This is a genomic window from Pseudomonas sp. LBUM1678 (assembly GCF_059695575.1).
The window spans coordinates 1,757,944-1,782,119 of the sequence record NZ_CP166775.1 but is presented as its reverse complement, the minus strand read 5'-3'; the positions used below and the strand labels follow the sequence as shown (position 1 = coordinate 1,782,119).

At 60.0% G+C, this 24,176-nt stretch carries 25 protein-coding genes; all 25 read right to left on the bottom strand.

Annotation, left to right across the window (positions count from 1 at the left end; genetic code table 11):
- Positions 1 to 12 precede the first annotated feature (12 nt).
- Positions 13 to 753: a flagellar motor protein gene (locus ACA070_RS08015; protein ID WP_438662303.1), complete on the bottom strand. Its 741-nt coding sequence runs from the start codon at positions 751 to 753 to the stop codon at positions 13 to 15.
- Positions 753 to 1,892 carry a protein-glutamate methylesterase/protein-glutamine glutaminase gene (locus ACA070_RS08010; protein WP_497450705.1) on the bottom strand — a complete coding sequence of 380 codons (1,140 nt, stop codon included), beginning with the start codon at positions 1,890 to 1,892 and terminating at the stop codon, positions 753 to 755. The genes ACA070_RS08015 and ACA070_RS08010 overlap by 1 nt, the downstream gene beginning before the upstream one ends.
- A 49-nt stretch (positions 1,893 to 1,941) precedes the next feature.
- A complete protein-coding gene (locus ACA070_RS08005) occupies positions 1,942 to 4,173 on the bottom strand; it encodes a chemotaxis protein CheA (RefSeq protein ID WP_497450704.1) in 2,232 nt (743 codons plus the stop codon).
- Positions 4,174 to 4,226: 53 nt separating this feature from the next.
- Positions 4,227 to 5,015: a protein phosphatase CheZ gene (locus ACA070_RS08000; protein WP_403099478.1), complete on the bottom strand. Its 789-nt coding sequence runs from the start codon at positions 5,013 to 5,015 to the stop codon at positions 4,227 to 4,229.
- A gap of 22 nt (positions 5,016 to 5,037) precedes the next feature.
- Positions 5,038 to 5,409: a chemotaxis response regulator CheY gene (locus tag ACA070_RS07995; RefSeq protein WP_003183998.1), complete on the bottom strand. Its 372-nt coding sequence runs from the start codon at positions 5,407 to 5,409 to the stop codon at positions 5,038 to 5,040.
- A 167-nt stretch (positions 5,410 to 5,576) separates the two neighbouring features.
- Positions 5,577 to 6,317, bottom strand: coding sequence for an RNA polymerase sigma factor FliA (fliA, locus tag ACA070_RS07990; RefSeq protein ID WP_007894214.1), 741 nt, complete (start codon positions 6,315 to 6,317; stop codon positions 5,577 to 5,579).
- A complete protein-coding gene (gene fleN / locus ACA070_RS07985; protein WP_003222917.1) occupies positions 6,314 to 7,144 on the bottom strand; it encodes a flagellar synthesis regulator FleN in 831 nt (276 codons plus the stop codon). The genes fliA and fleN overlap by 4 nt, the downstream gene beginning before the upstream one ends.
- Before the next feature lie 116 nt (positions 7,145 to 7,260).
- On the bottom strand, positions 7,261 to 8,595 hold the full coding sequence (gene flhF, locus ACA070_RS07980; protein WP_497450703.1) for a flagellar biosynthesis GTPase FlhF: 1,335 nt from the start codon (positions 8,593 to 8,595) through the stop codon (positions 7,261 to 7,263).
- Between the two features lie 11 nt (positions 8,596 to 8,606).
- Positions 8,607 to 10,736: a flagellar biosynthesis protein FlhA gene (gene flhA, locus ACA070_RS07975; RefSeq protein WP_083375990.1), complete on the bottom strand. Its 2,130-nt coding sequence runs from the start codon at positions 10,734 to 10,736 to the stop codon at positions 8,607 to 8,609.
- 282 nt (positions 10,737 to 11,018) lie between these two features.
- Positions 11,019 to 11,720, bottom strand: coding sequence for a hypothetical protein (locus ACA070_RS07970; protein ID WP_497450702.1), 702 nt, complete (start codon positions 11,718 to 11,720; stop codon positions 11,019 to 11,021).
- A gap of 217 nt (positions 11,721 to 11,937) precedes the next feature.
- Positions 11,938 to 13,077 carry a flagellar biosynthesis protein FlhB gene (flhB, locus tag ACA070_RS07965; protein WP_497450701.1) on the bottom strand — a complete coding sequence of 380 codons (1,140 nt, stop codon included), beginning with the start codon at positions 13,075 to 13,077 and terminating at the stop codon, positions 11,938 to 11,940.
- 3 nt (positions 13,078 to 13,080) lie between these two features.
- On the bottom strand, positions 13,081 to 13,866 hold the full coding sequence (gene fliR, locus ACA070_RS07960) for a flagellar biosynthetic protein FliR (RefSeq protein ID WP_497450700.1): 786 nt from the start codon (positions 13,864 to 13,866) through the stop codon (positions 13,081 to 13,083).
- Positions 13,867 to 13,869: 3 nt separating this feature from the next.
- Entirely contained in the window at positions 13,870 to 14,139 is a 270-nt protein-coding gene (gene fliQ / locus ACA070_RS07955; protein WP_219095676.1) for a flagellar biosynthesis protein FliQ, read from the bottom strand.
- Positions 14,136 to 14,894, bottom strand: coding sequence for a flagellar type III secretion system pore protein FliP (gene fliP / locus ACA070_RS07950; RefSeq protein WP_497450699.1), 759 nt, complete (start codon positions 14,892 to 14,894; stop codon positions 14,136 to 14,138). The genes fliQ and fliP overlap by 4 nt, the downstream gene beginning before the upstream one ends.
- Complete coding sequence (gene fliO, locus ACA070_RS07945) at positions 14,894 to 15,343, bottom strand: flagellar biosynthetic protein FliO (protein ID WP_497450698.1); 450 nt, start codon at positions 15,341 to 15,343, stop codon at positions 14,894 to 14,896. The genes fliP and fliO overlap by 1 nt, the downstream gene beginning before the upstream one ends.
- Positions 15,344 to 15,802 (bottom strand): flagellar motor switch protein FliN, encoded by a 459-nt coding sequence (fliN, locus tag ACA070_RS07940; RefSeq protein ID WP_109628591.1) that lies wholly within the window; start codon positions 15,800 to 15,802, stop codon positions 15,344 to 15,346.
- Between the two features lie 65 nt (positions 15,803 to 15,867).
- On the bottom strand, positions 15,868 to 16,836 hold the full coding sequence (gene fliM, locus ACA070_RS07935) for a flagellar motor switch protein FliM (RefSeq protein WP_010456950.1): 969 nt from the start codon (positions 16,834 to 16,836) through the stop codon (positions 15,868 to 15,870).
- 9 nt (positions 16,837 to 16,845) lie between these two features.
- Complete coding sequence (gene fliL / locus ACA070_RS07930) at positions 16,846 to 17,343, bottom strand: flagellar basal body-associated protein FliL (protein ID WP_461957801.1); 498 nt, start codon at positions 17,341 to 17,343, stop codon at positions 16,846 to 16,848.
- 214 nt (positions 17,344 to 17,557) lie between these two features.
- A complete protein-coding gene (locus ACA070_RS07925; RefSeq protein WP_497450697.1) occupies positions 17,558 to 18,946 on the bottom strand; it encodes a flagellar hook-length control protein FliK in 1,389 nt (462 codons plus the stop codon).
- Between the two features lie 105 nt (positions 18,947 to 19,051).
- Positions 19,052 to 19,348: an Hpt domain-containing protein gene (locus ACA070_RS07920; protein WP_497451923.1), complete on the bottom strand. Its 297-nt coding sequence runs from the start codon at positions 19,346 to 19,348 to the stop codon at positions 19,052 to 19,054.
- Positions 19,349 to 19,426: 78 nt separating this feature from the next.
- Positions 19,427 to 21,130 (bottom strand): ATP-binding SpoIIE family protein phosphatase, encoded by a 1,704-nt coding sequence (locus tag ACA070_RS07915; protein ID WP_497451922.1) that lies wholly within the window; start codon positions 21,128 to 21,130, stop codon positions 19,427 to 19,429.
- 5 nt (positions 21,131 to 21,135) lie between these two features.
- Positions 21,136 to 21,441 carry an STAS domain-containing protein gene (locus ACA070_RS07910; protein ID WP_497450696.1) on the bottom strand — a complete coding sequence of 102 codons (306 nt, stop codon included), beginning with the start codon at positions 21,439 to 21,441 and terminating at the stop codon, positions 21,136 to 21,138.
- 124 nt (positions 21,442 to 21,565) lie between these two features.
- Positions 21,566 to 22,015 (bottom strand): flagellar export protein FliJ, encoded by a 450-nt coding sequence (fliJ, locus tag ACA070_RS07905; protein ID WP_109628585.1) that lies wholly within the window; start codon positions 22,013 to 22,015, stop codon positions 21,566 to 21,568.
- Positions 22,016 to 22,021: 6 nt separating this feature from the next.
- Positions 22,022 to 23,380, bottom strand: coding sequence for a flagellar protein export ATPase FliI (gene fliI, locus ACA070_RS07900; RefSeq protein WP_497334550.1), 1,359 nt, complete (start codon positions 23,378 to 23,380; stop codon positions 22,022 to 22,024).
- Positions 23,370 to 24,170, bottom strand: coding sequence for a flagellar assembly protein FliH (gene fliH, locus ACA070_RS07895; protein ID WP_497450695.1), 801 nt, complete (start codon positions 24,168 to 24,170; stop codon positions 23,370 to 23,372). Before fliH ends, fliI begins: the two co-directional genes overlap by 11 nt.
- Positions 24,171 to 24,176 lie beyond the last annotated feature (6 nt).

Genomic DNA, 24,176 nt, shown 5'->3' with positions numbered 1-24,176 from the left:
CCATGTCTCCCATCAATCCATGAAGCCCTGAAGCTTCAACTCAATAGAGCGAGGGTTTTCACCTTCGGCGATCGACAGGATCCCTTCCAGCAACATTTCGCGATAACGCGACTGGCGCAAGGCCACGGACTTCAGCTTGGCTGCAATCGGCAGCAACACCAGGTTGGCACTTGCCACGCCATAGATAGTCGCGACGAAGGCGACGGCGATGCCGCTGCCCAGTTGCGTCGGATCGGCCAGGTTACCCATGACATGGATCAGGCCCATCACCGCACCGATGATGCCGATGGTTGGCGCATAGCCGCCCATGCTTTCAAAGACTTTGGCCGCTTCAATGTCGCGAGCTTCCTGGGTGTAGAAATCCACTTCCAGAATGCTGCGAATCGCTTCCGGCTCGGCGCCGTCCACCAGCAGTTGCAGGCCCTTGCGCGAGTAGCTGTCAGGTTCGGCATCGGCCACCCCTTCCAGACCGAGCAAACCTTCCTTGCGGGCGGTCAGGCTCCAGTTGACGACGCGGTCGATGCCGCCGGCCAGGTCAACGCGAGGCGGAAACAGAATCCAGCCGATGATTTGCATGGCACGCTTGAAAGCGCTCATCGGCGATTGCAGCAACGCCGCGCCAATGGTCCCACCGAGGACGATCAGTGCCGCCGGGCCGTTGGCCAATGCGCCGAGGTGACCGCCTTCAAGGTAGTTGCCGCCAATGATGGCGACAAACGCCATGATGATCCCGATCAGGCTTAAAACATCCATCAGATACACGCCTCGACCAAGTGCCTGCCAATATCGTCCAGACCGTAGATCGCGTCGGCGAGGTCGGCTTTGACGATGGCCATCGGCATGCCGTAGATCACGCAGCTGGCTTCATCCTGAGCCCAGATCGCACTGCCGCCCTGCTTGAGCAGGCGCGCGCCTTCACGACCGTCGGCGCCCATGCCGGTCAGTACGACCGCCAGAACTTTGTCGCCGTAGGACTTGGCTGCCGAACCGAAGGTGATGTCCACGCACGGTTTGTAGTTCAGACGTTCGTCACCCGGCAGGATTTTCACCGCGCCACGGCCGTCGATCATCATTTGCTTGCCACCCGGCGCCAGCAGCGCCAGGCCCGGACGCAGGATGTCGCCATCCTCGGCTTCCTTGACGCTGATGCGGCAGAGCTTGTCCAGACGTTCGGCGAACGCCTTGGTGAAGGCGGCCGGCATGTGCTGGATCAACACGATCGGAGCCGGGAAGTTGGCCGGCAACTGGGTCAACACCCGCTGCAGGGCAACCGGACCGCCCGTGGACGTACCGATGGCCACCAGTTTGTAGGCTTTGCGTTTTGGCGCGGGCGACGACGGACCGGACGATGCAGGAGCGTGAGTACGCGCCGGAATCGGTGCCGCTGCCGGACGCGCAGGCGTGCTGCTGCCGTAACTGCTGACGCTCGAAGGCGCAGGCATCGGGGCTGGCGCGGCGACCGGGGCCGGTGCGCTGTAGGTGTTGGCGCGACGGTTACTGCGCGAGATGCTGAGAATCTTCTCGCACAGCAGTTGTTTGACCTTCTCCGGGTTGCGGGAGATGTCTTCGAAATTCTTCGGCAGGAAATCCACCGCTCCGGCGTCCAGCGCATCGAGGGTTACCCGGGCACCTTCATGGGTCAGCGAGGAGAACATCAATACCGGGGTCGGGCAGCGCTGCATGATATGCCGCACAGCCGTGATGCCATCCATCATCGGCATCTCGTAGTCCATGGTGATCACGTCTGGCTTGAGGGCCAGCGCCTGATCGATCGCCTCTTTTCCGTTGGTCGCCGTACCGACGACCTGGATATTCGGATCCGCTGAAAGAATTTCCGAGACGCGGCGGCGGAAAAACCCCGAATCGTCCACCACCAGGACTTTGACTGCCATAAACACTCCGTTAGACGGAGCGAGGCTCTGTCGCCCCGCTCCACCAGAATCAAATACGCCGTGCGGCGTAACGCTTGAGCATGCTCGGAACATCGAGAATCAGCGCAATGCGACCGTCACCGGTGATGGTGGCGCCCGACATGCCCGGGGTTCCCTGGAGCATTTTGCCCAATGGCTTGATGACCACTTCTTCCTGGCCCACCAGTTGATCGACGACGAAGCCGATCCGCTGAGTGCCCACCGAAAGGATCACCACATGGCCCTCGCGCTGCTCTTCGTGAGCGGCGGAGCTGACCAGCCAGCGCTTGAGGTAGAACAATGGCAGTGCCTTGTCCCGCACGATCACCACTTCCTGGCCGTCCACCACGTTGGTGCGCGACAGGTCGAGGTGGAAGATCTCGTTGACGTTCACCAGCGGGAACGCGAACGCCTGGTTGCCGAGCATGACCATCAGCGTCGGCATGATCGCCAGGGTCAACGGGACCTTGATGACGATCTTCGAGCCTTTGCCCTTGGTCGAGTAGATATTGATGGTGCCGTTGAGCTGGGCGATCTTGGTTTTCACCACGTCCATGCCCACGCCACGACCCGACACGTCGGAGATCTCGGTCTTGGTCGAGAAACCCGGGGCGAAGATCAGGTTGAAGCAATCGGACTCGCTGAGGCGGTCCGCTGCATCCTTGTCCATCAAGCCTTTCTTCACGGCAATGCCGCGCAGAACATCAGCGTCCATGCCTTTGCCGTCATCGGAGATGGACAGCAGGATGTGGTCGCCTTCCTGTTCGGCGGACAAAATCACTTTGCCGCTGCGTGGTTTGCCCATCGCTTCGCGTTCGGCCGGCTCTTCGATACCGTGGTCGACCGAGTTGCGCACCAAGTGGACCAGCGGGTCGGCCAGGGCCTCGACGAGGTTCTTGTCGAGGTCGGTTTCTTCGCCGACCAGCTCCAGGTTGATCTCTTTCTTGAGCTGGCGAGCCAGGTCGCGAACCAGACGCGGGAAGCGCCCGAAGACTTTCTTGATCGGTTGCATCCGGGTCTTCATGACCGCGGTTTGCAGATCAGCCGTGACCACATCGAGGTTCGACACGGCCTTGGACATGGCTTCGTCGCCGCTGTTGAGGCCCAGACGGACCAAGCGGTTACGCACCAGTACCAGTTCGCCGACCATGTTCATGATTTCGTCGAGACGCGCGGTATCAACCCGCACGGTGGTCTCGGCTTCACTGGCCGGTTTTTCCGGTGGCGGAGCAGACGGTGCGCGGGCCGGAGCCGGCGCTGCAGCGGCAGCTGGTTTCGGCGCTTCGGCTTTAGGCTCGGGTGCTTTGGCAACCGGTTTCGGCGCAGCCGCCTTGGCGGCTGGAGCAGCCACCGCAGTGCCTGTGCCGACTTCGGTGAACTTGCCTTTGCCATGCAATTCGTCGAGCAGCGATTCGAACTCGTGATCGGAGATCAGATCACCGCCGGCCGCTTTAGCGGTTGGCGTAGCCGGGGCCGGGACGGCGGCAATGGCCGACTCCAGCGCATCCACCGCAAAGTTGCCCTTGCCGTGCAGCTGATCGAGCAGTGCTTCGAATTCGTCGTCGGTGATGTCGGAGCTGTCGCCTGCCGCTTTCGGGGCAGCCGGTGGAGCGGGCGCTGCCACAGCGTCGACGGCGAACTGGCCTTTACCGTGCAGTTGATCGAGCAACGACTCGAACTCGGCATCGGTGATTTCGTCGCTGGCCGCCGAATCAGCGCCAGCCACTGGAGCAACGGCCGGTGCTTCGGCTTGAGCCTTGACGGCGTTCAGCGAGTCCAGCAATTGTTCGAATTCGTTATCGGTAATGTCGCCCGACTCTTCAGCGGCAGGTGCTTCGACCACTTCAGCAACCGGTGCGGCTTCATCAGCCGTTTGCGGCTCGGCCAGACGGGCCAGTGCCGCGAGCAATTCAGGCGTGGCAGCCGTGATCGGGCTGCGTTCGCGCACTTCGGTGAACATGCCGTTCACCGCGTCCAGCGCTTCGAGAACCACGTCCATCAGTTCCGAGTCGACGCGACGTTCACCCTTGCGCAGGATGTCGAAGACGTTCTCGGCGATGTGACAGCACTCCACCAACTCGTTGAGCTGGAGGAAGCCGGCGCCCCCTTTTACAGTGTGAAAACCGCGAAAAATTGCATTGAGCAAATCCGCATCATCCGGTCGGCTTTCAAGCTCGACCAGCTGTTCGGACAGTTGCTCTAGAATCTCGCCGGCCTCAACCAGGAAATCCTGAAGGATCTCTTCATCGGCGCCGAAGCTCATTAAGGGGGTGCTCCTGAGGTCTAAAAACCTAAAAAACCTAAAATGCTAAAACTCTAAAATCCTAGGCTGGATAACAAATCGTCCACATCGTCCTGACCGGACACAACGTCTTCTCTTTTATCGGCATGAATCTGCGGACCTTCACCCTGAGAGAGATGTTTTTGCGGATCTTTTTCAGCGAGCATCGCATCACGGTCATGTTCGATACCCGCAAAGCGGTCTACCTGACTGGCCATGAGTACAAGTTTGAGCAAGTTGCTTTCAACTTCGGTGACCAGTTGGGTCACGCGCTTGATCACCTGACCGGTGAGGTCCTGGTAATCCTGGGCCAGCAGAATGTCATTGAGGTTGCTCGACACCGTGCGATTGTCTTCGCTGCTGCGCGTCAGGAAACCGTCGACGCGCCGGGCCAGTTCACGGAACTCTTCAGCCCCGACTTCGCGGCGCATGAACCGACCCCAATCCGTGCTCAACGCCTGGGCTTCTTCGCTCAGGCTGTTGACCAGCGGCGTGGCGTTCTCCACCAGGTCCATGGTGCGGTTGGCGGCGGCCTCGGTCAGCTTGACCACATACCCCAGACGCTCGGTGGCGTCCGTGATCTGGGACACTTCCTCGGCTTGCGGCATGTTCGGGTCAATCTGGAAATTGACGATCGCGCTATGCAGCTCACGAGTGAGCTTGCCCACTTCCTGATACAGGCCGCGGTCACGGGTCTGATTGAGCTCATGGATAAGTTGCACAGCGTCGCCGAACCTGCCTTTTTCAAGGCTTTCGACCAGTTCGACCGCGTGTTTTTTCAGGGTCGATTCAAAATCGCCCAGTGAAGATTCTTTATGCTCCATAGCTCCCCCGTGGCGCAGTGGATCAACCGATGCGTTCGAAAATCTTCTCGATTTTTTCTTTCAACGCCTGGGCCGTGAAGGGTTTGACCACATAGCCGTTAACACCGGCCTGGGCCGCTTCTATGATCTGCTCGCGCTTGGCTTCGGCAGTCACCATCAACACCGGCAGATGCTTGAGTTTTTCATCGGCGCGCACATGGCGCAGCAGATCGATACCGGTCATGCCAGGCATGTTCCAGTCCGTTACCAGAAAGTCGATGCTCCCGCTGTTGAGAACCGGAATGGCGGTAGTGCCATCGTCGGCCTCGACCGTGTTGGTGAACCCAAGGTCACGCAACAGGTTTTTTATGATCCGCCGCATCGTTGAGAAGTCATCAACGATGAGGATTTTCATGTTCTTGTCCAATTCGACCTCCAAGCAGTCTTAAACGCGCCCAGCACCTGGACGCGCCATTTCAATCAATCCGGCAATGCATTCGATGACTGTCTGGAGCACAACAGATCGCGACCGGTGCAGTTCAACACCACACCGGCCTCGTTCGCAGTGTCCCCACACTGCCTTCAGCGCGCTCGCCACTCCCCCAAACGCCCCCGCAAACGGGCCGCGCACTGGCTGTGTAACTGGCTGACCCGCGATTCGCTGACACCCAGGACCTCACCGATTTCCTTGAGGTTCAGCTCTTCGTCGTAGTACAGCGCCAACACCAGTCGCTCACGCTCCGGCAAATTGGCAATCGCGTCCGCCAGCGCTGCCTGGAAGCGTTCATCTTCCAGATCGCGTGACGGCTCGAGATGAGCACTCGCGCCATCCTCGTGCAGCCCTTCGTGTTCGCCGTCCTGCAACAGATCGTCGAAACTGAATAACCGGCTGCCCAGGGTGTCGTTCAAAATCCCGTAATAATCGTCGAGACTCAATTGGAGTTCGGCCGCAACCTCATGATCTTTAGCGTCACGACCGGTTTTAGCTTCAATCGAGCGAATTGCGTCGCTGACCATACGGGTATTGCGGTGAACCGAACGTGGCGCCCAGTCCCCCTTGCGTACTTCATCGAGCATCGCGCCGCGGATTCGAATGCCCGCGTACGTCTCGAAACTCGCGCCTTTGCTGGCGTCATATTTGGTCGATACTTCAAGCAGGCCGATCATCCCGGCCTGGATCAGGTCTTCAACCTGAACACTGGCCGGCAGACGGGCCAGCAAGTGGTAAGCAATGCGTTTGACCAGTGGCGCGTAACGCTCGATCAGCTCGTACTGCGCGTCACGTGCCGACTTCTTGTAGAGGTTGTAGCCACTGGCTGTCATAGGACGGGTCCTGCGGTCTGTTGCACGAGGCGCTCGACGAAAAACTCCAGGTGCCCACGCGGGTTGGCAGGCAATGGCCAGGTGTCGACCTTCTGCGCGATCGCCTTGAACGCCAGGGCGCACTTGGAACGCGGGAACGCTTCGTAGACTGCACGCTGCTTCTGCACGGCCTTGCGCACGCTTTCGTCGTATGGCACCGCGCCGACGTATTGTAAGGCGACGTCGAGGAAGCGGTCCGTGACCTTGGTCAACTTGGCGAAAAGGTTGCGACCTTCCTGCGGGCTCTGGGCCATGTTGGCCAGGACGCGGAAGCGGTTCATGCCGTAATCGCGGTTCAGCAGTTTGATCAGCGCGTAGGCATCCGTGATCGAGGTCGGTTCGTCGCACACCACCAGCAAGACTTCTTGCGCTGCGCGAACGAAACTGACTACCGAGTCACCAATACCCGCAGCGGTGTCGATCACCAATACGTCAAGGTTGTCGCCGATATCGCTGAAAGCCTGGATCAGGCCGGCGTGTTGAGCCGGGCTCAGATGAACCATGCTCTGCGTGCCGGACGCGGCCGGGACGATGCGAATACCGCCGGGGCCCTGCAACAGAACGTCGCGCAGCTCACAGCGGCCTTCGATCACGTCGGCCAGGGTACGTTTGGGTGTCAGCCCCAACAGGACGTCGACGTTCGCCAGCCCCAGATCGGCGTCCAGCAGCATGACGCGCCGGCCGAGTTCAGCTAGAGCCAGGGACAAGTTCACTGACACGTTAGTCTTCCCGACGCCACCTTTGCCGCCGGTCACCGCGATCACCTGTACGGGATGCATGCTGCCCATGTTATTTCTTTACCTTGTCTTGCATAGACGGAGGCCACATTACTGGCTGCGCGTTCATAAACTGAACAATGCATGGCAGACCATCGATGTAGGTACAAAAACTGTTCATTAGTACCTCAGCCAACCTGCTTGGTCGGGCTGTGGTAAATATCAGCGAACATGTCAGCCATGGCTTCTTCGCTGGGTTCTTCTTGCATTTGCACGCTTACGGCACGACTGACCAACTGATGACGACGCGGCAGATGCAAATCATCCGGAATCCGCGGGCCATCGGTCAGGTAGGCCACCGGCAATTCATGACTGATCGCCAGGCTTAATACCTCACCCAGGCTTGCCGTTTCATCCAGTTTAGTCAGGATGCAGCCAGCGAGCCCGCAGCGCTTGTAACTGTGATAAGCGGCTGTTAGAACCTGTTTCTGGCTGGTGGTTGCCAAGACCAGATAATTTTTTGACTTGATGCCACGTCCGGCCAGGCTTTCGAGCTGCATGCGCAGTGCCGGATCGCTGGCCTGAAGACCCGCGGTATCAATCAGCACCACGCGTTTGCGCAGCAAGGGATCCAGCGCCTGCACCAGCGATTGCCCCGGATCGACGTGCGTTACCGACACGTTGAGGATCCGGCCCAGGGTCTTGAGTTGCTCCTGGGCACCAATACGGTAGCTGTCCATGCTCACCAGCGCGATGTTTTGCGCGCCATACTTTAGAACGTAGCGGGCCGCGAGCTTGGCCAGGGTGGTGGTCTTGCCCATACCGGCAGGGCCGACCATGGCAATCACGCCGCCCTCTTCCAGCGGCTCGACTTCCGGAGTGGCGATCATCCGCGCCAGGTGCGCCAGCAACATGCGCCACGCCTGACGGGGTTCTTCAATGTCGGTAATCATCGCCAGCAAGTCGCGGGACAACGGGCCGGACAGGCCGATGCGTTGCAGGCGACGCCAGAGGTTGGCCTGGGCCGGACGGCTGCCTTGCAGCTGATTCCAGGCCAGCGAACCGAGTTGCACTTCCATCAGTTCGCGCAGGCTGTTGAGTTCGAAACGCATCGAGTCGAACGCACGTGGGTCCACGCCGCCAGCGGCAGGTGCCGGGGTTGGAGCGGAGCGACGAGGTTCAGCGTAGGTCGGCTCGATCAGCGGTTCGGCGGCGGTCAATGGCAGGCCGGCGAACAACTGGCGATTGGTGGTCTTGTCGCCTTCGGTTTCGCCTTCGCCACGCAAGCTCAATTCGGCCTGGGCGGTGACGATCCGCGACTGGGTCTTGCGCAGCTCATCCTCGAGTTCCATGTTCGGAACACGCGGGGCCAGCGCCGACAATTTGTAATCCAGGGCAGCCGTCAGCTCGACACCACCGGCGATCCGGCGATTGCCAATGATGGCGGCATCAGCGCCCAGCTCATCACGAACCAGTTTCATGGCCTGACGCATATCGGCGGCGAAAAAACGCTTAACTTGCATAAACCACTACCTCAGCCGTTGGGCCCTACTGTCGCAACGATGGTCACTTGCTTGTTGTCAGGAATTTCCTGGTAAGCCAACACATGCAAACCCGGGACTGCCAGTCGGCCGAATCGCGAAAGCATCGCGCGAACCGGACCGGCCACCAGCAGTATCACCGGTTGACCTTGCATTTCCTGACGCTGCGCCGCATCGATCAACGAGCGTTGCAGTTTCTCAGCCATGCTTGGCTCCAGCAGAACGCCCTCTTCCGAGCCTTGTCCTGCCTTCTGAAGACTATTGAGCAATATCTGTTCCAACCTTGGCTCCAGAGTGATAACTGGTAGCTCGGAGTCAGTCCCTACAATGCTTTGGACGATTGCGCGGGATACGCCGACGCGCACCGCGGCCACCAGAGCGGCAGTATCTTGACTCTTGGCGGCATTGTTGGCGATGGCCTCGGCGATGCTGCGAATGTCCCGCACTGGCACCTGTTCAGCCAACAAAGCCTGCAACACCTTGAGCAGTTGCGACAGTGACACCACGCCCGGCACCAGCTCTTCAGCCAGCTTCGGTGAGCTTTTGGCCAGCAATTGCATGAGTTGCTGGACTTCTTCGTGACCGATCAGTTCGCTGGAGTGTTTGTACAGAATCTGGTTCAAGTGGGTGGCCACGACTGTACTGGCATCGACCACGGTGTAACCCAGCGATTGCGCCTGGGCACGCTGGCTGATTTCGATCCAGACCGCCTCCAGGCCAAAAGCCGGATCTTTGGCGGTTATGCCGTTGAGCGTACCGTAGACCTGCCCCGGGTTGATCGCCAGTTCGCGATCCGGGTAAATCTCGGCTTCAGCCAGGATCACGCCCATCAACGTGAGGCGATAGGCACTCGGCGCCAGGTCGAGGTTGTCACGGATATGCACAGTCGGCATCAGGAAGCCCAGGTCCTGAGAAAGCTTCTTGCGCACGCCCTTGATCCGCGCCAGCAACTGACCGCCCTGGTTGCGATCCACCAGCGGAATCAGGCGATAGCCGACTTCCAGGCCAATCATGTCGATTGGCGTCACGTCATCCCAGCCAAGCTCCTTGGTTTCCATGGCACGGGCCGGCGATGGCAGCAGCTCTTGCTGACGCTTGACCTCTTGCAGGGCCTGAACCTTGACCACGTTCTGCTTCTTCCAGAACAGGTACGCACCACCGGCCGCCAACGCGGCCATGCTCAGAAAGGAGAAGTGCGGCATGCCGGGCACCAGGCCCATCACCGCCATCAAACCTGCCGCCACGGCCAACGCTTTTGGCGAGGCGAACATCTGGCGATTGATCTGCTTGCCCATGTCTTCCGAACCGGAAGCACGGGTCACCATGATCGCCGCCGCTGTCGATAACAGCAGTGATGGCAATTGCGCCACCAAACCGTCACCGATGGTCAGCAAGGCGTATACCCTGCCGGCGTCGCCGAAGGTCATGCCGTGCTGGAAGATACCGACCGCCATGCCGCCGATCAGGTTGATGAACAGGATCAGCAGACCGGCAATGGCGTCACCGCGCACGAATTTGCTGGCGCCGTCCATGGAACCGTAGAACTCGGCTTCCTGGGCCACTTCCATCCGGCGCAGTTTGGCCTGGTTCTGGTCGATCAGGCCGGCGTTCAAATCGGCGTCGATCGCCATTTGTTTGCCAGGCATCGCATCGAGGGTGAAACGCGCGCTCACCTCGGAAATCCGCCCGGCACCCTTGGTCACCACGACGAAGTTGATGATCATCAAAATCGCGAAGACCACGATACCGACCACGTAGTTACCGCCGATCACCACCTCACCGAAGGCCTGGATCACCTTGCCGGCTGAGGCGTGCCCGTCCTGACCGTGGAGCATCACCACCCGCGTGGAGGCCACGTTCAACGCAAGCCGCAGTAGCGTCGCCACCAATAGAATGGTCGGAAACACCGCGAAATCCAGCGGTCGCAAGGCATAGACGCAGACCAGCAACACCACGATCGACAAGGCAATGTTGAAGGTGAAGAACACGTCCAGCAGGAACGGTGGGATCGGCAACATCATCATTGCCAGCATGACCAGCAGCAACAACGGCACACCCAGATTGCCCCGACTCAAGTCGGCAACGTTTGTGCGGGCAGTGTTGAGTAACTGAGAGCGATCCACCGGTTTTCCCCGTTCCTTAAAGCAAACTTTTGACGCCCAAAGCAGGCGCAGGGCGGCTACTGCAAGAAACCTTCCAACTTTTGCAGAGGTTTGGGATAGAGGTGTGTCAGGGGGGGTGTGTATTGCCTGGTCTGACGCCATCACGAGCAAGGTCGGCTCCACGAGGGGACCGTGACCGGACTCCGGTATTGTGGCCGTCGCCTATCAACGTGGGAGCCGAGATTGCTTGCGATGAGGTCGTTATCTTCGACGCGGACGCCAGAGACAAAAGGACCCGTTGAATCATGACGCCGTCAGAATCAGCTCAGGTGCAATATCGTCGAAACTGAGATTTTTACCGATCATGTACTTTGTTCCTCGGCGCACAATCTGGTCTTCCACTTCCACCAGAGCCTCTTGTGCATACCCTAGGGACGCTACAACACCCAGCGAATGCTCTTCTTTTCCGCCGCTCGACGGATGAGAGTGATTTGGAACGTTATGCCCCAGTATCAAATAGAGCTCCCACCCAAACCAAATAACCGGCAAATCACTTATCTGAATCTGTCGCTTAGCCCGCAGCCGAAAATCGCTACGTGCCGTTATCTCAAACTGCCCATCGACAACCTTGAACACAGGCTTGTGGTATCGCACCCATAAAGCTCCCTCGCCCCAGACATGATCATAGTAATCAGGGTGAGAAAAGACGTTGAACAAAGCCTCTGTGCTATGGATATTGCCTGCGGAACCATCAAAATAATTGTGTCTATTGTGATAGGCCAAACCATTCAGCATGGGCCGGATGGCGTTTTCCGAATCGTTGAGATAACCGGGAATAAATGTATCCGCTGCGTGCACAAAGTGCGTGAAGTCAAACGGTAGCCTGAAAGTGATCGTGTAGCTGATCATATGGCCAACTTCTTCGTAATGCTCCTTCAGGACGCCAGACTTATACTCCAACTCCATTCCTTGGAGCTTCCGATATTCATAATCTTCCTCTGCCATAACGATTGCCCCTGAGCTTCGTATAAATGCCTGCCAGTTTGTTACTGAGGAGGCCATAACACGAACATTGAACGGGAGGATTCCCGAACTCATGACATCGTTTAAGTGGAAACCTGTCTACTGTCAGAACTAACAGGTACGGCGGGTTTTCGGACAAACGGAAGATCAAAGATCCAAGCCTACGGCAGCTCCCGCTCTCGCAGGCTTTGTACCGTTATCAAGAATCGCGCCGCAAATCCGGCGGAATCGGCAAATCATCCTTAAGCGGATCCGGGCGCTTGGCCTTGCCCGCGCGGTACTGGCGGATCTGGTAGACGTAGGCCAATACCTGAGCGACCGCCAGATACAACCCACCGGGGATTTCCTGCTCCAGTTCCGTGGAGTAATAGATCGAACGCGCCAGAGCCGGCGATTCGAGCAGCAGCACATTGTTGGCCACGGCGATTTCACGAATCTTAAAGGCCAGGAAGTCACTGCCCTTGGCCAGCAACACGGGCGCGCTGCCTTTATCGGGATCGTACTTGAGGGCGACGGCATAGTGAGTCGGGTTGGTAATGACCACGTCGGCCTCGGGGATGGCCGCCATCATTCGGCGCTGGGACATCTCGCGCTGCAACTGGCGAATGCGCTGCTTGACCTCCGGCCGCCCTTCCTGATCCTTGTGCTCGTCGCGCACTTCCTGCTTGGTCATCAGCAGTTTCTTGTGGCTTTCCCATAGCTGTACCGGCACGTCGACGGCGGCGATGATGATCAGCCCGCAAGCCATCCACAAGGTACTCCAGCCCACCACTTGCAGGCTGTGAATGATCGCCATGTCCAGCGGCTCATGAGCGATGCGCAGCAGGTCATCGATGTCCGAGGACAACACCGCCAGCGCCACGAACAGCACGATGAAAAACTTCGCCAAGGCCTTGAGCAGTTCGACCAGTGCCTTGGTCGAGAACATCCGCTTGAGCCCCGCGCCGGGGTTCATGCGACTGAATTTCGGCGCCATCGAGCTTGCTGCGAACAGCCAGCCGCCGAGAGAAATCGGGCCGATCACCGCGGCCAGCAGCAAGGTGATCATCACTGGCTGGATCGACAGCAGGGCGATCTGCCCCGAATGCAGGAGAAAGATGCCCATGTTGCGCTGATCCAGAATCACTTCCCGCGAGAGCGTGAAGTTCATCCGCATCAACTCCATCAGGTCCTGCGCCAACGCCCCGCCGAAAATCAGCAGCGCACCGGCACCGGCAAGCATGATCGCCAGGGTGCTGAGCTCCTTGGAGCGCGCCACCTCGCCCTTGTCCCGGGAGTCCTTTTTACGTTTATCCGTGGGGTCTTCTGTTTTGTCCTGACCGCTTTCGCTCTCAGCCATGACTCAGCGCGCCCGTGCCAGTTCGCGTAAAAACTGCAGGGCCTCGGAGGCCAGCGGTTGATACTGATTGAGGATGTCCGCCAGACCGACCCAGAAGATGAACAGCCCAAGCACCAGGGTCAGCGGGAAGCCGATGGAAAAGATGTTCAACTGCGGCGCGGCCCGGGTCATCACACCGAACGCAATGTTGACCACCAGCAGCGCCGTGACTGCCGGCAGTACCAGCAACAACGCAGCACCGAGAACCCAGCCAAGCTTGCCGGCCATCTCCCAGTAATGATTGACCATCAAGCCACTGCCGACCGGCATGGTGGTAAAGCTTTCCGTGAGGACTTCGAAGACCACCAGATGACCGTTCATGGACAGGAACAACAGCGTCACCAGCATGGTGAAGAACTGCCCGATCACCGCCACCGAGACACCGTTGGTAGGGTCGACCATCGACGCGAAACCCATGCCCATCTGAATGGAGACGATCTGCCCCGCCACCACGAACGCCTGGAAGAACAACTGCAAGGAAAAACCCAGCACCGCACCGATGAGAATCTGCTCGGCAATCAGCAGCAGCGCACTCAAATCCAGCGCATTGATCGGCGGCATCGGCGGCAGGCCCGGCGCAATCACCAGGGTGATCGCCAGGGCGAAGTACAGGCGCACGCGCGTGGGCACCAAGGACGTTCCGAACACCGGCATGACCATCAGCAATGCGCCGATGCGAAACAGCGGCAACATGAACGTCGCGACCCAGGTACTGATCTGGGTATCGGTCAGTTGCAGCAGCGACTGCATGGTTTAGCCGATGACCTGAGGAATGCTGCCGTACAGCTGCAGGATGTATTCCATGAACGTCTGCACCATCCACGGGCCGGCGACGATCAGCGTCACCAGCATGACCAGCAGGCGCGGCAGGAAGCTCAGGGTCTGTTCGTTGATCTGCGTGGCGGCCTGGAACATCGCCACTAGCAGACCCACCAGCAGACTCGGAATCACCAGCACGGCGACCATCATGGTGGTCAGCCACAGCGCTTCGCGGAAGATGTCTACCGCTACTTCCGGCGTCATGGCGACACACCGCCGAAGCTGCTCGCCAGGGTGCCGATGATCAACGCCCAGCCATCCACCAGTACGAACAGCATGATCTTGAACGGCAGGGAAATGATCAGCGGCGAGAGCATCATCATCCCCATGGCCATCAGCACACTGGCCACGACCAGGTCGATGATCAGGAACGGAATGAAGATCATGAAGCCGATCTGGAACGCGGTTTTAAGCTCCGACGTCACGAAGGCCGGCACCAGAATGGTCAGCGGAGCCTGATCCGGCGAGGCAATGTCGGTGCGCTTGGAAAGGCGCATGAACAGCTCGAGATCGCTGCTGCGCGTTTGCGCCAGCATGAAGTCCTTGATCGGCACCTGGGCCTTGGCCACGGCATCCTGAGCGGTGAGTTTCTCCGCAAGATACGGCTGCAAGGCGTCCTGATTCACCCGGTCAAACACTGGCGCCATGATGAACAGCGTCAGGAACAGCGCCATGCCAGTGAGGATCTGGTTCGACGGCGTCTGCTGCAGGCCCAGGGCCTGGCGCAGGATCGAGAAGACGATGATGATCCGGGTGAAGCTGGTCATCAGCATGACGAACGCCGGGATGAAACTCAGCGCGGTCATGATCAGCAGGATTTGCAGGCTGACCGAGTATTCCTGAGCGCCGGCGGCGTTGGTGCCCAGGGTAATCGCCGGGATCGACAACGGATCGGCGGCGAACACCAGCGGCGCGGCCAGCATCAGGGCCAGCGTCAAGACGATGCGTAACGCACCCATTACTTCTTATCCTTCTGATCCTTGCCGAGTATCTTCAACAGATGCTGGGCAAACTCCGGAGTCGCTTTATCGGCAGTGGTCGGCACTTCAATCGGCTCTTTAAGCACATGCAGCGCAGTGATCGTGCCGGGACTCAGACCCAGCAGGATCTGCTCGTTGCCGACCTGCACCAGCATCAAACGGTCGCGAGGGCCCAAGGCACGGGAACCGACAATCTCGATCACCTGCCCTTTGCCGGCGGGTCCGGCCTGCTGGACCCGGCGCAACAGCCAGGCGAGGAAGAAGATCAACCCCAACACCAGCAGCAAGCCGAACACCAACTGCGTCAATTGCCCGGCCACACCGCTACCGACCGCCGGCGCAGCAGCGGCCGTTGCCGCCGTGACCACAGGTTCGGCTGCCAGAACACTGAACGGCAACGCAAGCAGAAGTCCCAGAACCTTTTTCACTTAGCGCAGCTTCTTGATACGTTCGCTTGGGCTGATCACGTCGGTCAGGCGGATGCCGAACTTCTCGTTGACCACGACCACTTCACCGTGGGCGATCAGGGTACCGTTGACCAGCACATCCAGCGGCTCACCGGCCAGGCGATCCAGCTCGATCACCGAACCCTGGTTGAGTTGCAGCAGGTTACGGATGTTGATGTCGGTGCTGCCCACTTCCATGGAAATCGACACCGGGATGTCGAGGATCACGTCGAGGTTCGGACCGTCGAGAGTGACCGGATCGTGGTTCTTCGGCACGCTGCCGAACTCTTCCATCGGCAGACGGTTGGACGGCGAGCTGGCGGCGTCGGCAGCCAGCAAGGCATCGATATCGTCCTGGCCGGCATCACCGGTTTCTTCCAGGGCGGCAGCCCATTCGTCAGCCAGTGCCTGGTCGTCCTGGGCGTTCATATCGTCGTTCATCATTTGTCCTCGGCGGGCAACTGCTCAATCAAGAGCAGCCAATTAATAGGGGGTTGGAGCGCCGATCAGCGGCGCTCGATCGGCTCGATAACCTGCAACGCGAGGTTGCCTTTGTGCGAGCCCATCTTGACCTTGAAGGCCGGCACGCCGTTGGCGCGCATGATCATTTCTTCCGGCATCTCGACCGGGATCACGTCCCCCGGCTGCATGTGCAGGATGTCGCGCAAGCGCAACTGGCGACGGGCAACCGTGGCACCGATCGGCACGTCGACATCGAGCACGTCCTGGCGCAGGGCGTTGACCCAACGCTCGTCCTGATCGTCCAGGTCCGACTGGAAGCCGGCGTCGAGCATTTCGCGCACCGGCTCGATCATCGAGTACGGCATGGTCACGTGCAGGTCGCCGCCACCGCCATCGAGTTCGATATGGAAGGTGGACACGACAACCGCTTCGCTCGGGCCGACGATGTTGGCCATGGCCGGGTTCACTTCCGAGTTGATGTACTCGAAGTTCACTTCCATGATCGCCTGCCAGGCTTCCTTCAAATCGACGAAGGCCTGCTCCAGCACCATGCGCACGACGCGCAGTTCGGTAGGGGTGAATTCACGCCCCTCGATCTTGGCGTGACGGCCGTCGCCGCCGAAGAAGTTGTCCACCAGCTTGAACACCAGTTTGGCGTCGAGGATGAACAGCGCGGTGCCGCGCAACGGCTTGATCTTGACCAGGTTGAGGCTGGTCGGCACGTACAACGAGTGCACGTATTCGCCGAACTTCATCACCTGCACACCACCGACGGCAACGTCCGCCGAGCGGCGCAGCATGTTGAACATGCTGATGCGGGTGTAGCGGGCGAAACGCTCGTTGATCATCTCCAGGGTCGGCATGCGTCCGCGGACGATGCGATCCTGGCTGGTCAGGTCGTAGCTTTTGACGCTGCCGGGTTCAGCAGCGTTATCGGTCTGTACCAGACCATCGTCGACGCCATGCAACAGCGCATCGATCTCATCCTGGGACAGCAGGTCCTGCACGGCCATGTCGTGTTCCTACTGCAGTACGAAATTAGTAAAAAGCAGCTGTTCGATAACCACTTTGCCGAGTTCTTTCTGCGCCACTTCCTGGACGCTGGCCGTGGCCTTCTGACGCAACATCTCCTGGCCGACCGGGGTCGCAAGCGTGGCAAAATCCTGGCCGGAGAACAGCATGACCAGGTTATTGCGGATGACCGGCATGTGCACTTTGAGCGCCTCCAGATCAGCCTGATTGCGACCTTGCATGGTGATGCTCACCTGCATGTAGCGCTGGCGACCGCTCACGTTGTAGTTGGCCACGAAGGCCGGGGCCATGGGCTCAAAAATCGCTGGCTGCTTGCCGACCACTGCGGATTCCGCGGCGGCAGGCTTGCTCTGGGCGCTGTGCATGAAGAACCAGGTTGCCCCCACGGACATGCCGATCGCCAGCAGCAGGGCCACCACGATCACAATGATCAGCTTGATCTTGCCTTTGGTTGCGGGGTCTTTTACTACTGCGTCGCTCTTCGCCATGCCAATAATCCGTCACTATTCGGGTTTTCACAGTCGCACGGCAAGGCAAGAGCAAGTGTTATGCCAGAAGTGTAGGGAGGGGTTTAGTCGGAGCGCTACAAACCAATGTGGGAGTGAGCCTGCTCGCGATGAGGGCGTAGCATTCAACATCTGTGTTGACTGTTACGCCGCTTTCGAGAGCAGGCTCGCTCCTACAGGGGGGTGTTGTGTTTAATCAGGCGTAGTAGTCGACGGCGCTGGAGCCGATCACGCTGGTCGCGTTGGCTGCCACTTCGGCGACGGTTGGCGCGACCTCTTCATCCATGGCATCCAGACGACCACCATTAGCGCTGGTCCGACCGTCCTGCCCCTGCTGAGCCTGATCCTGGCCCTGACCTTGGCCCTGCCAGCCACGAGACTGGTCGGACACGTTGACGTCGACCTGGCCCATGCCCTGCTGCGTGAACATGTCACGCAGACGATGTATCTGGCTGTCCAGCGCTTCGCGAACGCTTGGATGGGCGCTCATGAAGGTGACCTGGGTCTGCTGGTCCGGAACCATGTTCACGCGGATATCGAGACGCCCCAGCTCAGCCGGTTGCAACTGGATGTCGGCCGCCTTGAGGTTGGCGCTGGAGAGGTACATCACGCGGTTAACCACTTCCTCGGTCCAGCCACTCTGATGCATGGCGATCGGCTGGTTCACCGGCAAGGCATTGGCGGTTTTCGGGGTGGCCGCCTGGGTCAGTGCTGCCAGACGGTTGGCGAAGTCATCGACACGGGTATCACTGCTGGCGGACGTCAAATCCTTGAGGCCGCCATCGATCAGACCGCTGAAGGCTTTCTCGCCGCCCTGGCTGGTGCTGTCCTTGTCGGCTTGCACGTCGAGCATGCTGGCCATACCGGCGGCAAAGTTCTGCGCCGTCGTCAGCTCACCGTCAGCCTGGTTTTGGGCAGACGTGGCTTTTGGCTGGGACTGGCTGCTGGCAGATACGTGACCGCTCTGCTCCATGGCCATGCGCACGGCTGGCAGTGCGTCGAGCGGATCAGCTTCGGGGTCGAAATCGCTATCGGTGGTGGCCGCCGCTTGCGCGGTCGCGGCCACGACGACGGCGGCGGTAACCGGTGCTTCAACCTGTGGCGCTGCACTCGCGACAACCGGCGCAGTGGTTTGCACCACCGGCACGGTCACCAACGGCTGCACTGCCTGCATCAACGCAGGATCAAGGGCCGGGTCGAGACTCGGATCACCAGGCGCCACATCGGCCACCGGCGTTTCGGCGGTCTCGGGCTTATCGTCGGCGCTGGCAGTGGCGTCGTCAGCCGGCGCCGGTTTATCGGCGGGCAAGGAATTGCCGCTATCGGCAACCGCCGGTTCCGCGGCGGCAGGCTTTTCACTGCTGACATCCGGTTTGTCGGAGCTTTGCGGGGCATTGTCAGTAGCAGATTTAGCCGGTTTATCACCGACCACAGAAGGCTTGTTCTGGGCTTGATTGGCGTAAACATCAGCGAAGCTGGACGCCTTGTCCCCTGGCTCAGAGCCCAGCGCCGGGGTATTGGCGGGGGCGACTTGAGTCTTGGCCGTCGCGGCGACCTGAAGAAGCGAATTGGGGGTAACGGGCATAAAACGGTCTCCGCTGCACTGGAATCGTAGGTACAGTTGAGTGAGATGACTGCAAAGGTCGAGCCAGGTTGGCTCGACAGCTGCTAAAAGCGCCGGACGGTCGCTTTATTCAGTCGAAGAGCGCTGTCGTTCCGCTTCATACAGCGGTCGGACAATGGCAAATTCACCGTCGATTTCGCCAACAAGCGCTTCAATACCCGCAAGGCTTTTTTTCTTGGCGCGCTGCTCCAGCTCATTGCAAAGCTCAGCCAGGCGAATGGCGCCCATATTGCTGCTGCTGCCCTTGAAGCTATGGGCAGCGTTCATCAACTCGTCGCAATCTTCAGCCTTGCGCAGCAGAAGCAATCGCTCTTCGGAGTCGGCGATGAAGGTATCCAGCAACGTTGGATACTCATCCTCCATGACTTCCTGCAACGCGCTCAGCACGTCGCGGTCCAGATGTGTGTCCACTTGCTCACTCCTTGATCAAGAATGGGGGAATTATGCCAGAGCCTCCCAGAAAAACTCCACGCGAGCACTTCGACCATCGTCAGACCAGCTCGCGCTACGGCTCAACTGACGGATCAGACTGACGCCGCGTCCCGACAGACGGCCACCCTCGACGGGACGCTCCATCACCCGCGCCACATCAAAGCCCTTGCCACTGTCTTCGACCCGCACAGTCAGGCTGCCGCCCTTGCCGGTCGGCACGACCTGCAAATGCACCCGGACATAGCCGTCTTGCAAGGCCTCCAGCCGCTCACTGCGCGCTTGATAATAGCGTGCAAACCCCGAAGCATCACGTTTGAGGCTGGAATCCAGACCGAGCACGCCGTGCTCAAGGGCATTGGAATAAAGCTCTGCCAGCACGCTGTAGAGCGCGCCACTCTGAGCCCGCAGGCCGTGGACCTCAAGCAGCAATTGCAAAAGGTACGGCAGCGGATTGAAACGTTTGAGGGTCGCGGCACGAAATTCGAAACTTACCGACCAGTCCAGCGGACAGGACTGTCCGCTGTCGGAGTACACCGGCGCCGGCGGGATCAATTGCGCAGCCTCCAGCAGACTGACCTCGACCATGCTCACGTCATCGCGGGCTTCGCCACGGAAATCCCGTAGCGCCTGCTCGATTTCCTCGAACAGTGCGTCTGGCTGGCGATTGGCCGCAAACACCCGCTGCAACCGCTCCACGCCAAACAACTGCTCGTTGGCATCGCAGGTGTCGATGACCCCGTCGGACAGCAGGAATACCCGATCGCCGACGGCCATCGGAAACACTTCGGTGCGGTCATTGAAGGTTTGCGGGCTCAGCACACCCAGCGGCAAGTGCCGCGCCGGCAGCGGCGTACGTTCTCCGCTGGCGATGTTGTGCAAGTAACCATCCGGCATTCCGCCGTTCCAGACTTCCACCGACCGCCGCTGAAAGCTCAGGCACAGCAAGGTGGCGCAGCAGAACATGTCCACCGGCAGGATGCGTTTGAGCTTGGCATTCATCTCACGCAAGGTTTCCGCCAGCCCGTAGCCCTTGGCGGTCATGCCGTAGAAGACTTCCGCCAGGGGCATGGCGCCCACCGCGGCCGGCAAGCCATGACCGGTGAAATCCCCCAGCAGCACGTGCATGTCGCCAGCCGGGGTGAACGCCGCCAGCAACAGGTCGCCGTTGAACAGCGCATAAGGGGATTGCAGGTAGCGGATGTTCGGCGCACTCAGGCAGCCCGAATGCGCGACCTTGTCGAATACGGCCTTGGCCACCCGCTGCTCGTTGAGCAAGTAATCATGATGCCGGGCGATCAGGTCACGCTGCTGCAGCACCGTGGCCTGCAACCGGCGCAAGCGGTCCATGGCCTTGATCTTGGCGGCGAGAATTACCTGGTTGTAGGGCTTTGCCAGAAAATCGTCGCCACCGGCCTCCAGGCATCGGGCCAAGGCTTCGCTTTCGGTCAGCGAGGTCAGGAAGATGATCGGCACCAGGGTTTCCCCGGCCAACGCCTTGATCTGGCGTGCCGCCTCGAAACCGTCCATCACCGGCATCATGGCGTCCATCAGCACCAGGTGCGGCCGTTGCTCGCGAAACGCCTCGACCGCTTCGGCACCGTTAGCGGCTGTCAGCACCTGGTGACCCTGGCGACGGACGATGCTCGACAGCAGCATTCGATCGGCCGCGCTGTCTTCGGCGATGAGGATCGTCAGCGGTTCGACCGGCTGCATGGCGGTCATGCAACGTCGAAGATTTGTTCGAAGTTGGAGATGGCGAGTATCTTGCGCACATCGGCGTTGGCGTTGGTCAACGTGATTTCGGCATTCTCGCCGCCGGCGTGATCACGCAACAGCAGGAGCATGCCGAGCGCGGAACTGTCGAGGTAGGTGGCATCCTTCAAATCCACCTCGAACGAGTCCGGTTTTGGCTCAAGGTTTTCGTAGGATTCACGAAACTCCTGATGCTTGGCGAAATCGAATCGTCCCTTGATCGATATCGTCAGTTTTTGCCCATCCTGGGAGATTTCTGTAACGACTGACATTTTTAACGGCTTCCTTGTCATGGGGGAACGTACGTGTACAAGGTTTAGCACTTGGCGGAGATGGGGGCAAGGCGGGGAAAGTTGTACAGCCTGTGAAATCGCCTTCGCGGGCAAGTCGACTGACTCAATACGGATCATGCCGCGGCAATCGCTGGGACAACTCATCCAGCAGTTTCTGCTCGCGCTTGTCTTCCAGCTTCCGCGCCTCGTCCATGTAGCGCTGTACAAGTTTTCGCAGTCCTTCAACCCGGGCAAACGCCTGCTGCCAGGACTCGCGCGCCTTGTTCAGGTTGTTCTGGTGCCAGTTCAGGCTCTGACGCTGCTGATCGATGGCCGTGCCCAGTTGCGCAAGGAAGCCCTGATAGCCGAGCAACCACTGCCCGGAAACGCCCGAGCTGCCGCGCACAATCCATTGTTCCTGGTATTCGAGGCGGAAGTTTTCGAGGTCGGCGAGTTTGCTTTCCGCCACACGAACCTGACCCTGAAAGTGCCCGAGGCGCATGACCGCGGTTTTTTCGGCCTTTTCGGCCATTTCCACCACGGGTGCCAGGCGTGCCGCGCGGCTCTGGGCCATGGCCGGTTAGCCGCCCGCTGCCGGGGCGAAGATGGTGGCGAGATGGTGTTCACTGGCGCCCATGCCGATGTTGTCGTTCAAACCCTGACGCAGATAAGTGGTCATGGCCGGTTGCAGGGAAATCGCGATGTCGGTTTCTCGATCACCGCCCGGCACGTAGGCACCCACGCTGATCAAGTCGCGGCTCTGCTGATAACGCGACCAGTACTGCTTGAACATCTGCGCGCGCGCCATGTGCTCGGGGCTGACCACCGACGGCATGACCCGGCTGATGGAGGCTTCGATGTCGATGGCCGGGTAATGACCTTCTTCGGCCAGGCGCCGGGACAGCACGATGTGCCCGTCGAGCACGCCTCGCGCCGAGTCGGCGATCGGGTCCTGCTGGTCATCGCCTTCGGACAATACGGTGTAGAACGCGGTGATCGAACCGCCGCCCTTCTCGGCGTTACCGGCCCGCTCCACCAGTTTCGGCAACTTGGCGAACACCGACGGCGGATACCCCTTGGTCGCCGGCGGTTCGCCGATGGCCAGGGCGATTTCCCGCTGGGCCTGGGCGAAACGGGTCAGCGAATCCATCAGCAACAGGACATTCTTGCCCTTGTCGCGGAAATATTCGGCGATGCGCGTGCAGTACATGGCGGCGCGCAGACGCATCAGCGGCGCATCGTCCGCAGGCGAGGCGACGACCACGGAACGCTTGAGCCCTTCTTCACCGAGGATGTGCTCGATGAATTCTTTGACTTCACGACCCCGCTCCCCGATCAGCCCGACGACGATAATGTCGGCCTCGGTAAAGCGGGTCATCATGCCCAGCAGCACGGATTTACCGACGCCGGTACCGGCGAACAGCCCGAGCCGCTGGCCGCGACCGACCGTCAACAAACCGTTGATGGTGCGGATGCCCACGTCCAGCGGCTCGCTGATTGGTTCGCGCTTGAGCGGGTTGATGGTCGGGCCGTCCATTGGCACCCAGTCTTCGGCTTTCATGCCGCCCTTGCCGTCCAGCGCACGGCCGGCGCCGTCGAGCACCCGCCCGAGCATGCTCATGCCCATCGGCAAGCGGCCAGTGTCTGCCATAGGAACTACGCGGGCACCGGGCGCAATGCCGGCGACGCTGCCGACCGGCATCAGGAACACCTTGCTGCCGGAGAAGCCCATGACTTCGGCTTCGACCTGCACCGGGTGATAACTGTCGTCGTTAATGACCATGCAGCGGCTGCCCATGGCGGCGCGCAATCCTTCGGCTTCGAGGGTCAGGCCGACCATCCGCAGCAGGCGGCCTTCGAGGATCGGCGCCCCAGCCAGCGTGGTGACTTCGGCATAGCTACCGAGGCGCTTGGCGAAGCTGGTGCGATCAAGGCGCATCGGGTGCGTCCAGGGCCGGCTCGACCGCGGGCTTCTCGTCGACCGGCAGTTCCAGGCTCAAATCCGGCGCGGCCGGGTGCAAAGCCTGGTCATGCAACTGATCGAACAGCTTGGCCATGACCTGGGCAACGCGGGTTTCTACGGTGGCGTCGATGCGACTGTGTTCGGTCTCGACCCGGCAACCGCCGGGCAGCAGGGACTCGTCTTCGACGATGCGCCAGGTTTCTTCATGGCGCTCGCGCAGGGCTTTGACCTGTTCGAAATCCTGCGGATTGATGTACAGCCGCACATTGCCCACGCCCAACGGCAAAAGCTTGAGGGCTTCGCGCATGACGTGTTCGATTTGCGTCGAGTCGATGGCCAGCTCGCGCTGAATCACCTGTTTGGTGATGTGCTGCACGAGGTCGACCAGGGACTTTTCGATCTGGGTGTCCTGCTCGGCGATGGGCTCGAACAGGTTGGCCATCAGCTGTTCCAGGCCAGCGACCTTCGGCGCCAGAACGGCCTCGGCTTCCTGTCGGACCTTGAGCGTGGTGCTGTGGAAACCTTCTTTCTCGCCGATGGCGAAGCCTTCGTTGTAAGCCTCCTGACGGATGCTTTCGAGTTCTTCGAGGGTCAGTGGCTGGACTTCATCCAGCGGCACTTCTTCCATTTCCGGCGGTTCGGGCTCCGGCTCCGGCTCGGGTTCCGGTACAAAAGGATCGAAGCTGGGCAACGCCCAGACGTCGAAGCCGGCGACTGCCTTGCCTCGGATCAGGTCGGTCTGGGACTCATCATGTTTGGACGACATAGTGAC

Excerpts from the sequence above, each read along its gene's own strand:
- ACA070_RS08015 (WP_438662303.1), bottom strand. The coding sequence starts at position 753 with ATGGATGTTTTAAGCCTGATCGGGATCATCATGGCGTTTGTCGCCATC.
- ACA070_RS08010 (WP_497450705.1), bottom strand. The coding sequence starts at position 1,892 with ATGGCAGTCAAAGTCCTGGTGGTGGACGATTCGGGGTTTTTCCGCCGC.
- ACA070_RS08005 (WP_497450704.1), bottom strand. The coding sequence starts at position 4,173 with ATGAGCTTCGGCGCCGATGAAGAGATCCTTCAGGATTTCCTGGTTGAG.
- ACA070_RS08000 (WP_403099478.1), bottom strand. The coding sequence starts at position 5,015 with ATGGAGCATAAAGAATCTTCACTGGGCGATTTTGAATCGACCCTGAAA.
- ACA070_RS07995 (WP_003183998.1), bottom strand. The coding sequence starts at position 5,409 with ATGAAAATCCTCATCGTTGATGACTTCTCAACGATGCGGCGGATCATA.
- fliA (WP_007894214.1), bottom strand. The coding sequence starts at position 6,317 with ATGACAGCCAGTGGCTACAACCTCTACAAGAAGTCGGCACGTGACGCG.
- fleN (WP_003222917.1), bottom strand. The coding sequence starts at position 7,144 with ATGGGCAGCATGCATCCCGTACAGGTGATCGCGGTGACCGGCGGCAAA.
- flhF (WP_497450703.1), bottom strand. The coding sequence starts at position 8,595 with ATGCAAGTTAAGCGTTTTTTCGCCGCCGATATGCGTCAGGCCATGAAA.
- ACA070_RS07970 (WP_497450702.1), bottom strand. The coding sequence starts at position 11,720 with ATGGCAGAGGAAGATTATGAATATCGGAAGCTCCAAGGAATGGAGTTG.
- flhB (WP_497450701.1), bottom strand. The coding sequence starts at position 13,077 with ATGGCTGAGAGCGAAAGCGGTCAGGACAAAACAGAAGACCCCACGGAT.
- fliR (WP_497450700.1), bottom strand. The coding sequence starts at position 13,866 with ATGCAGTCGCTGCTGCAACTGACCGATACCCAGATCAGTACCTGGGTC.
- fliQ (WP_219095676.1), bottom strand. The coding sequence starts at position 14,139 with ATGACGCCGGAAGTAGCGGTAGACATCTTCCGCGAAGCGCTGTGGCTG.
- fliP (WP_497450699.1), bottom strand. The coding sequence starts at position 14,894 with ATGGGTGCGTTACGCATCGTCTTGACGCTGGCCCTGATGCTGGCCGCG.
- fliN (WP_109628591.1), bottom strand. The coding sequence starts at position 15,802 with ATGAACGACGATATGAACGCCCAGGACGACCAGGCACTGGCTGACGAA.
- fliM (WP_010456950.1), bottom strand. The coding sequence starts at position 16,836 with ATGGCCGTGCAGGACCTGCTGTCCCAGGATGAGATCGATGCGCTGTTG.
- fliL (WP_461957801.1), bottom strand. The coding sequence starts at position 17,343 with ATGGCGAAGAGCGACGCAGTAGTAAAAGACCCCGCAACCAAAGGCAAG.
- ACA070_RS07925 (WP_497450697.1), bottom strand. The coding sequence starts at position 18,946 with ATGCCCGTTACCCCCAATTCGCTTCTTCAGGTCGCCGCGACGGCCAAG.
- ACA070_RS07920 (WP_497451923.1), bottom strand. The coding sequence starts at position 19,348 with ATGGAGGATGAGTATCCAACGTTGCTGGATACCTTCATCGCCGACTCC.
- ACA070_RS07915 (WP_497451922.1), bottom strand. The coding sequence starts at position 21,130 with ATGCAGCCGGTCGAACCGCTGACGATCCTCATCGCCGAAGACAGCGCG.
- ACA070_RS07910 (WP_497450696.1), bottom strand. The coding sequence starts at position 21,441 with ATGTCAGTCGTTACAGAAATCTCCCAGGATGGGCAAAAACTGACGATA.
- fliJ (WP_109628585.1), bottom strand. The coding sequence starts at position 22,015 with ATGGCCCAGAGCCGCGCGGCACGCCTGGCACCCGTGGTGGAAATGGCC.
- fliI (WP_497334550.1), bottom strand. The coding sequence starts at position 23,380 with ATGCGCCTTGATCGCACCAGCTTCGCCAAGCGCCTCGGTAGCTATGCC.
- fliH (WP_497450695.1), bottom strand. The coding sequence starts at position 24,170 with ATGTCGTCCAAACATGATGAGTCCCAGACCGACCTGATCCGAGGCAAG.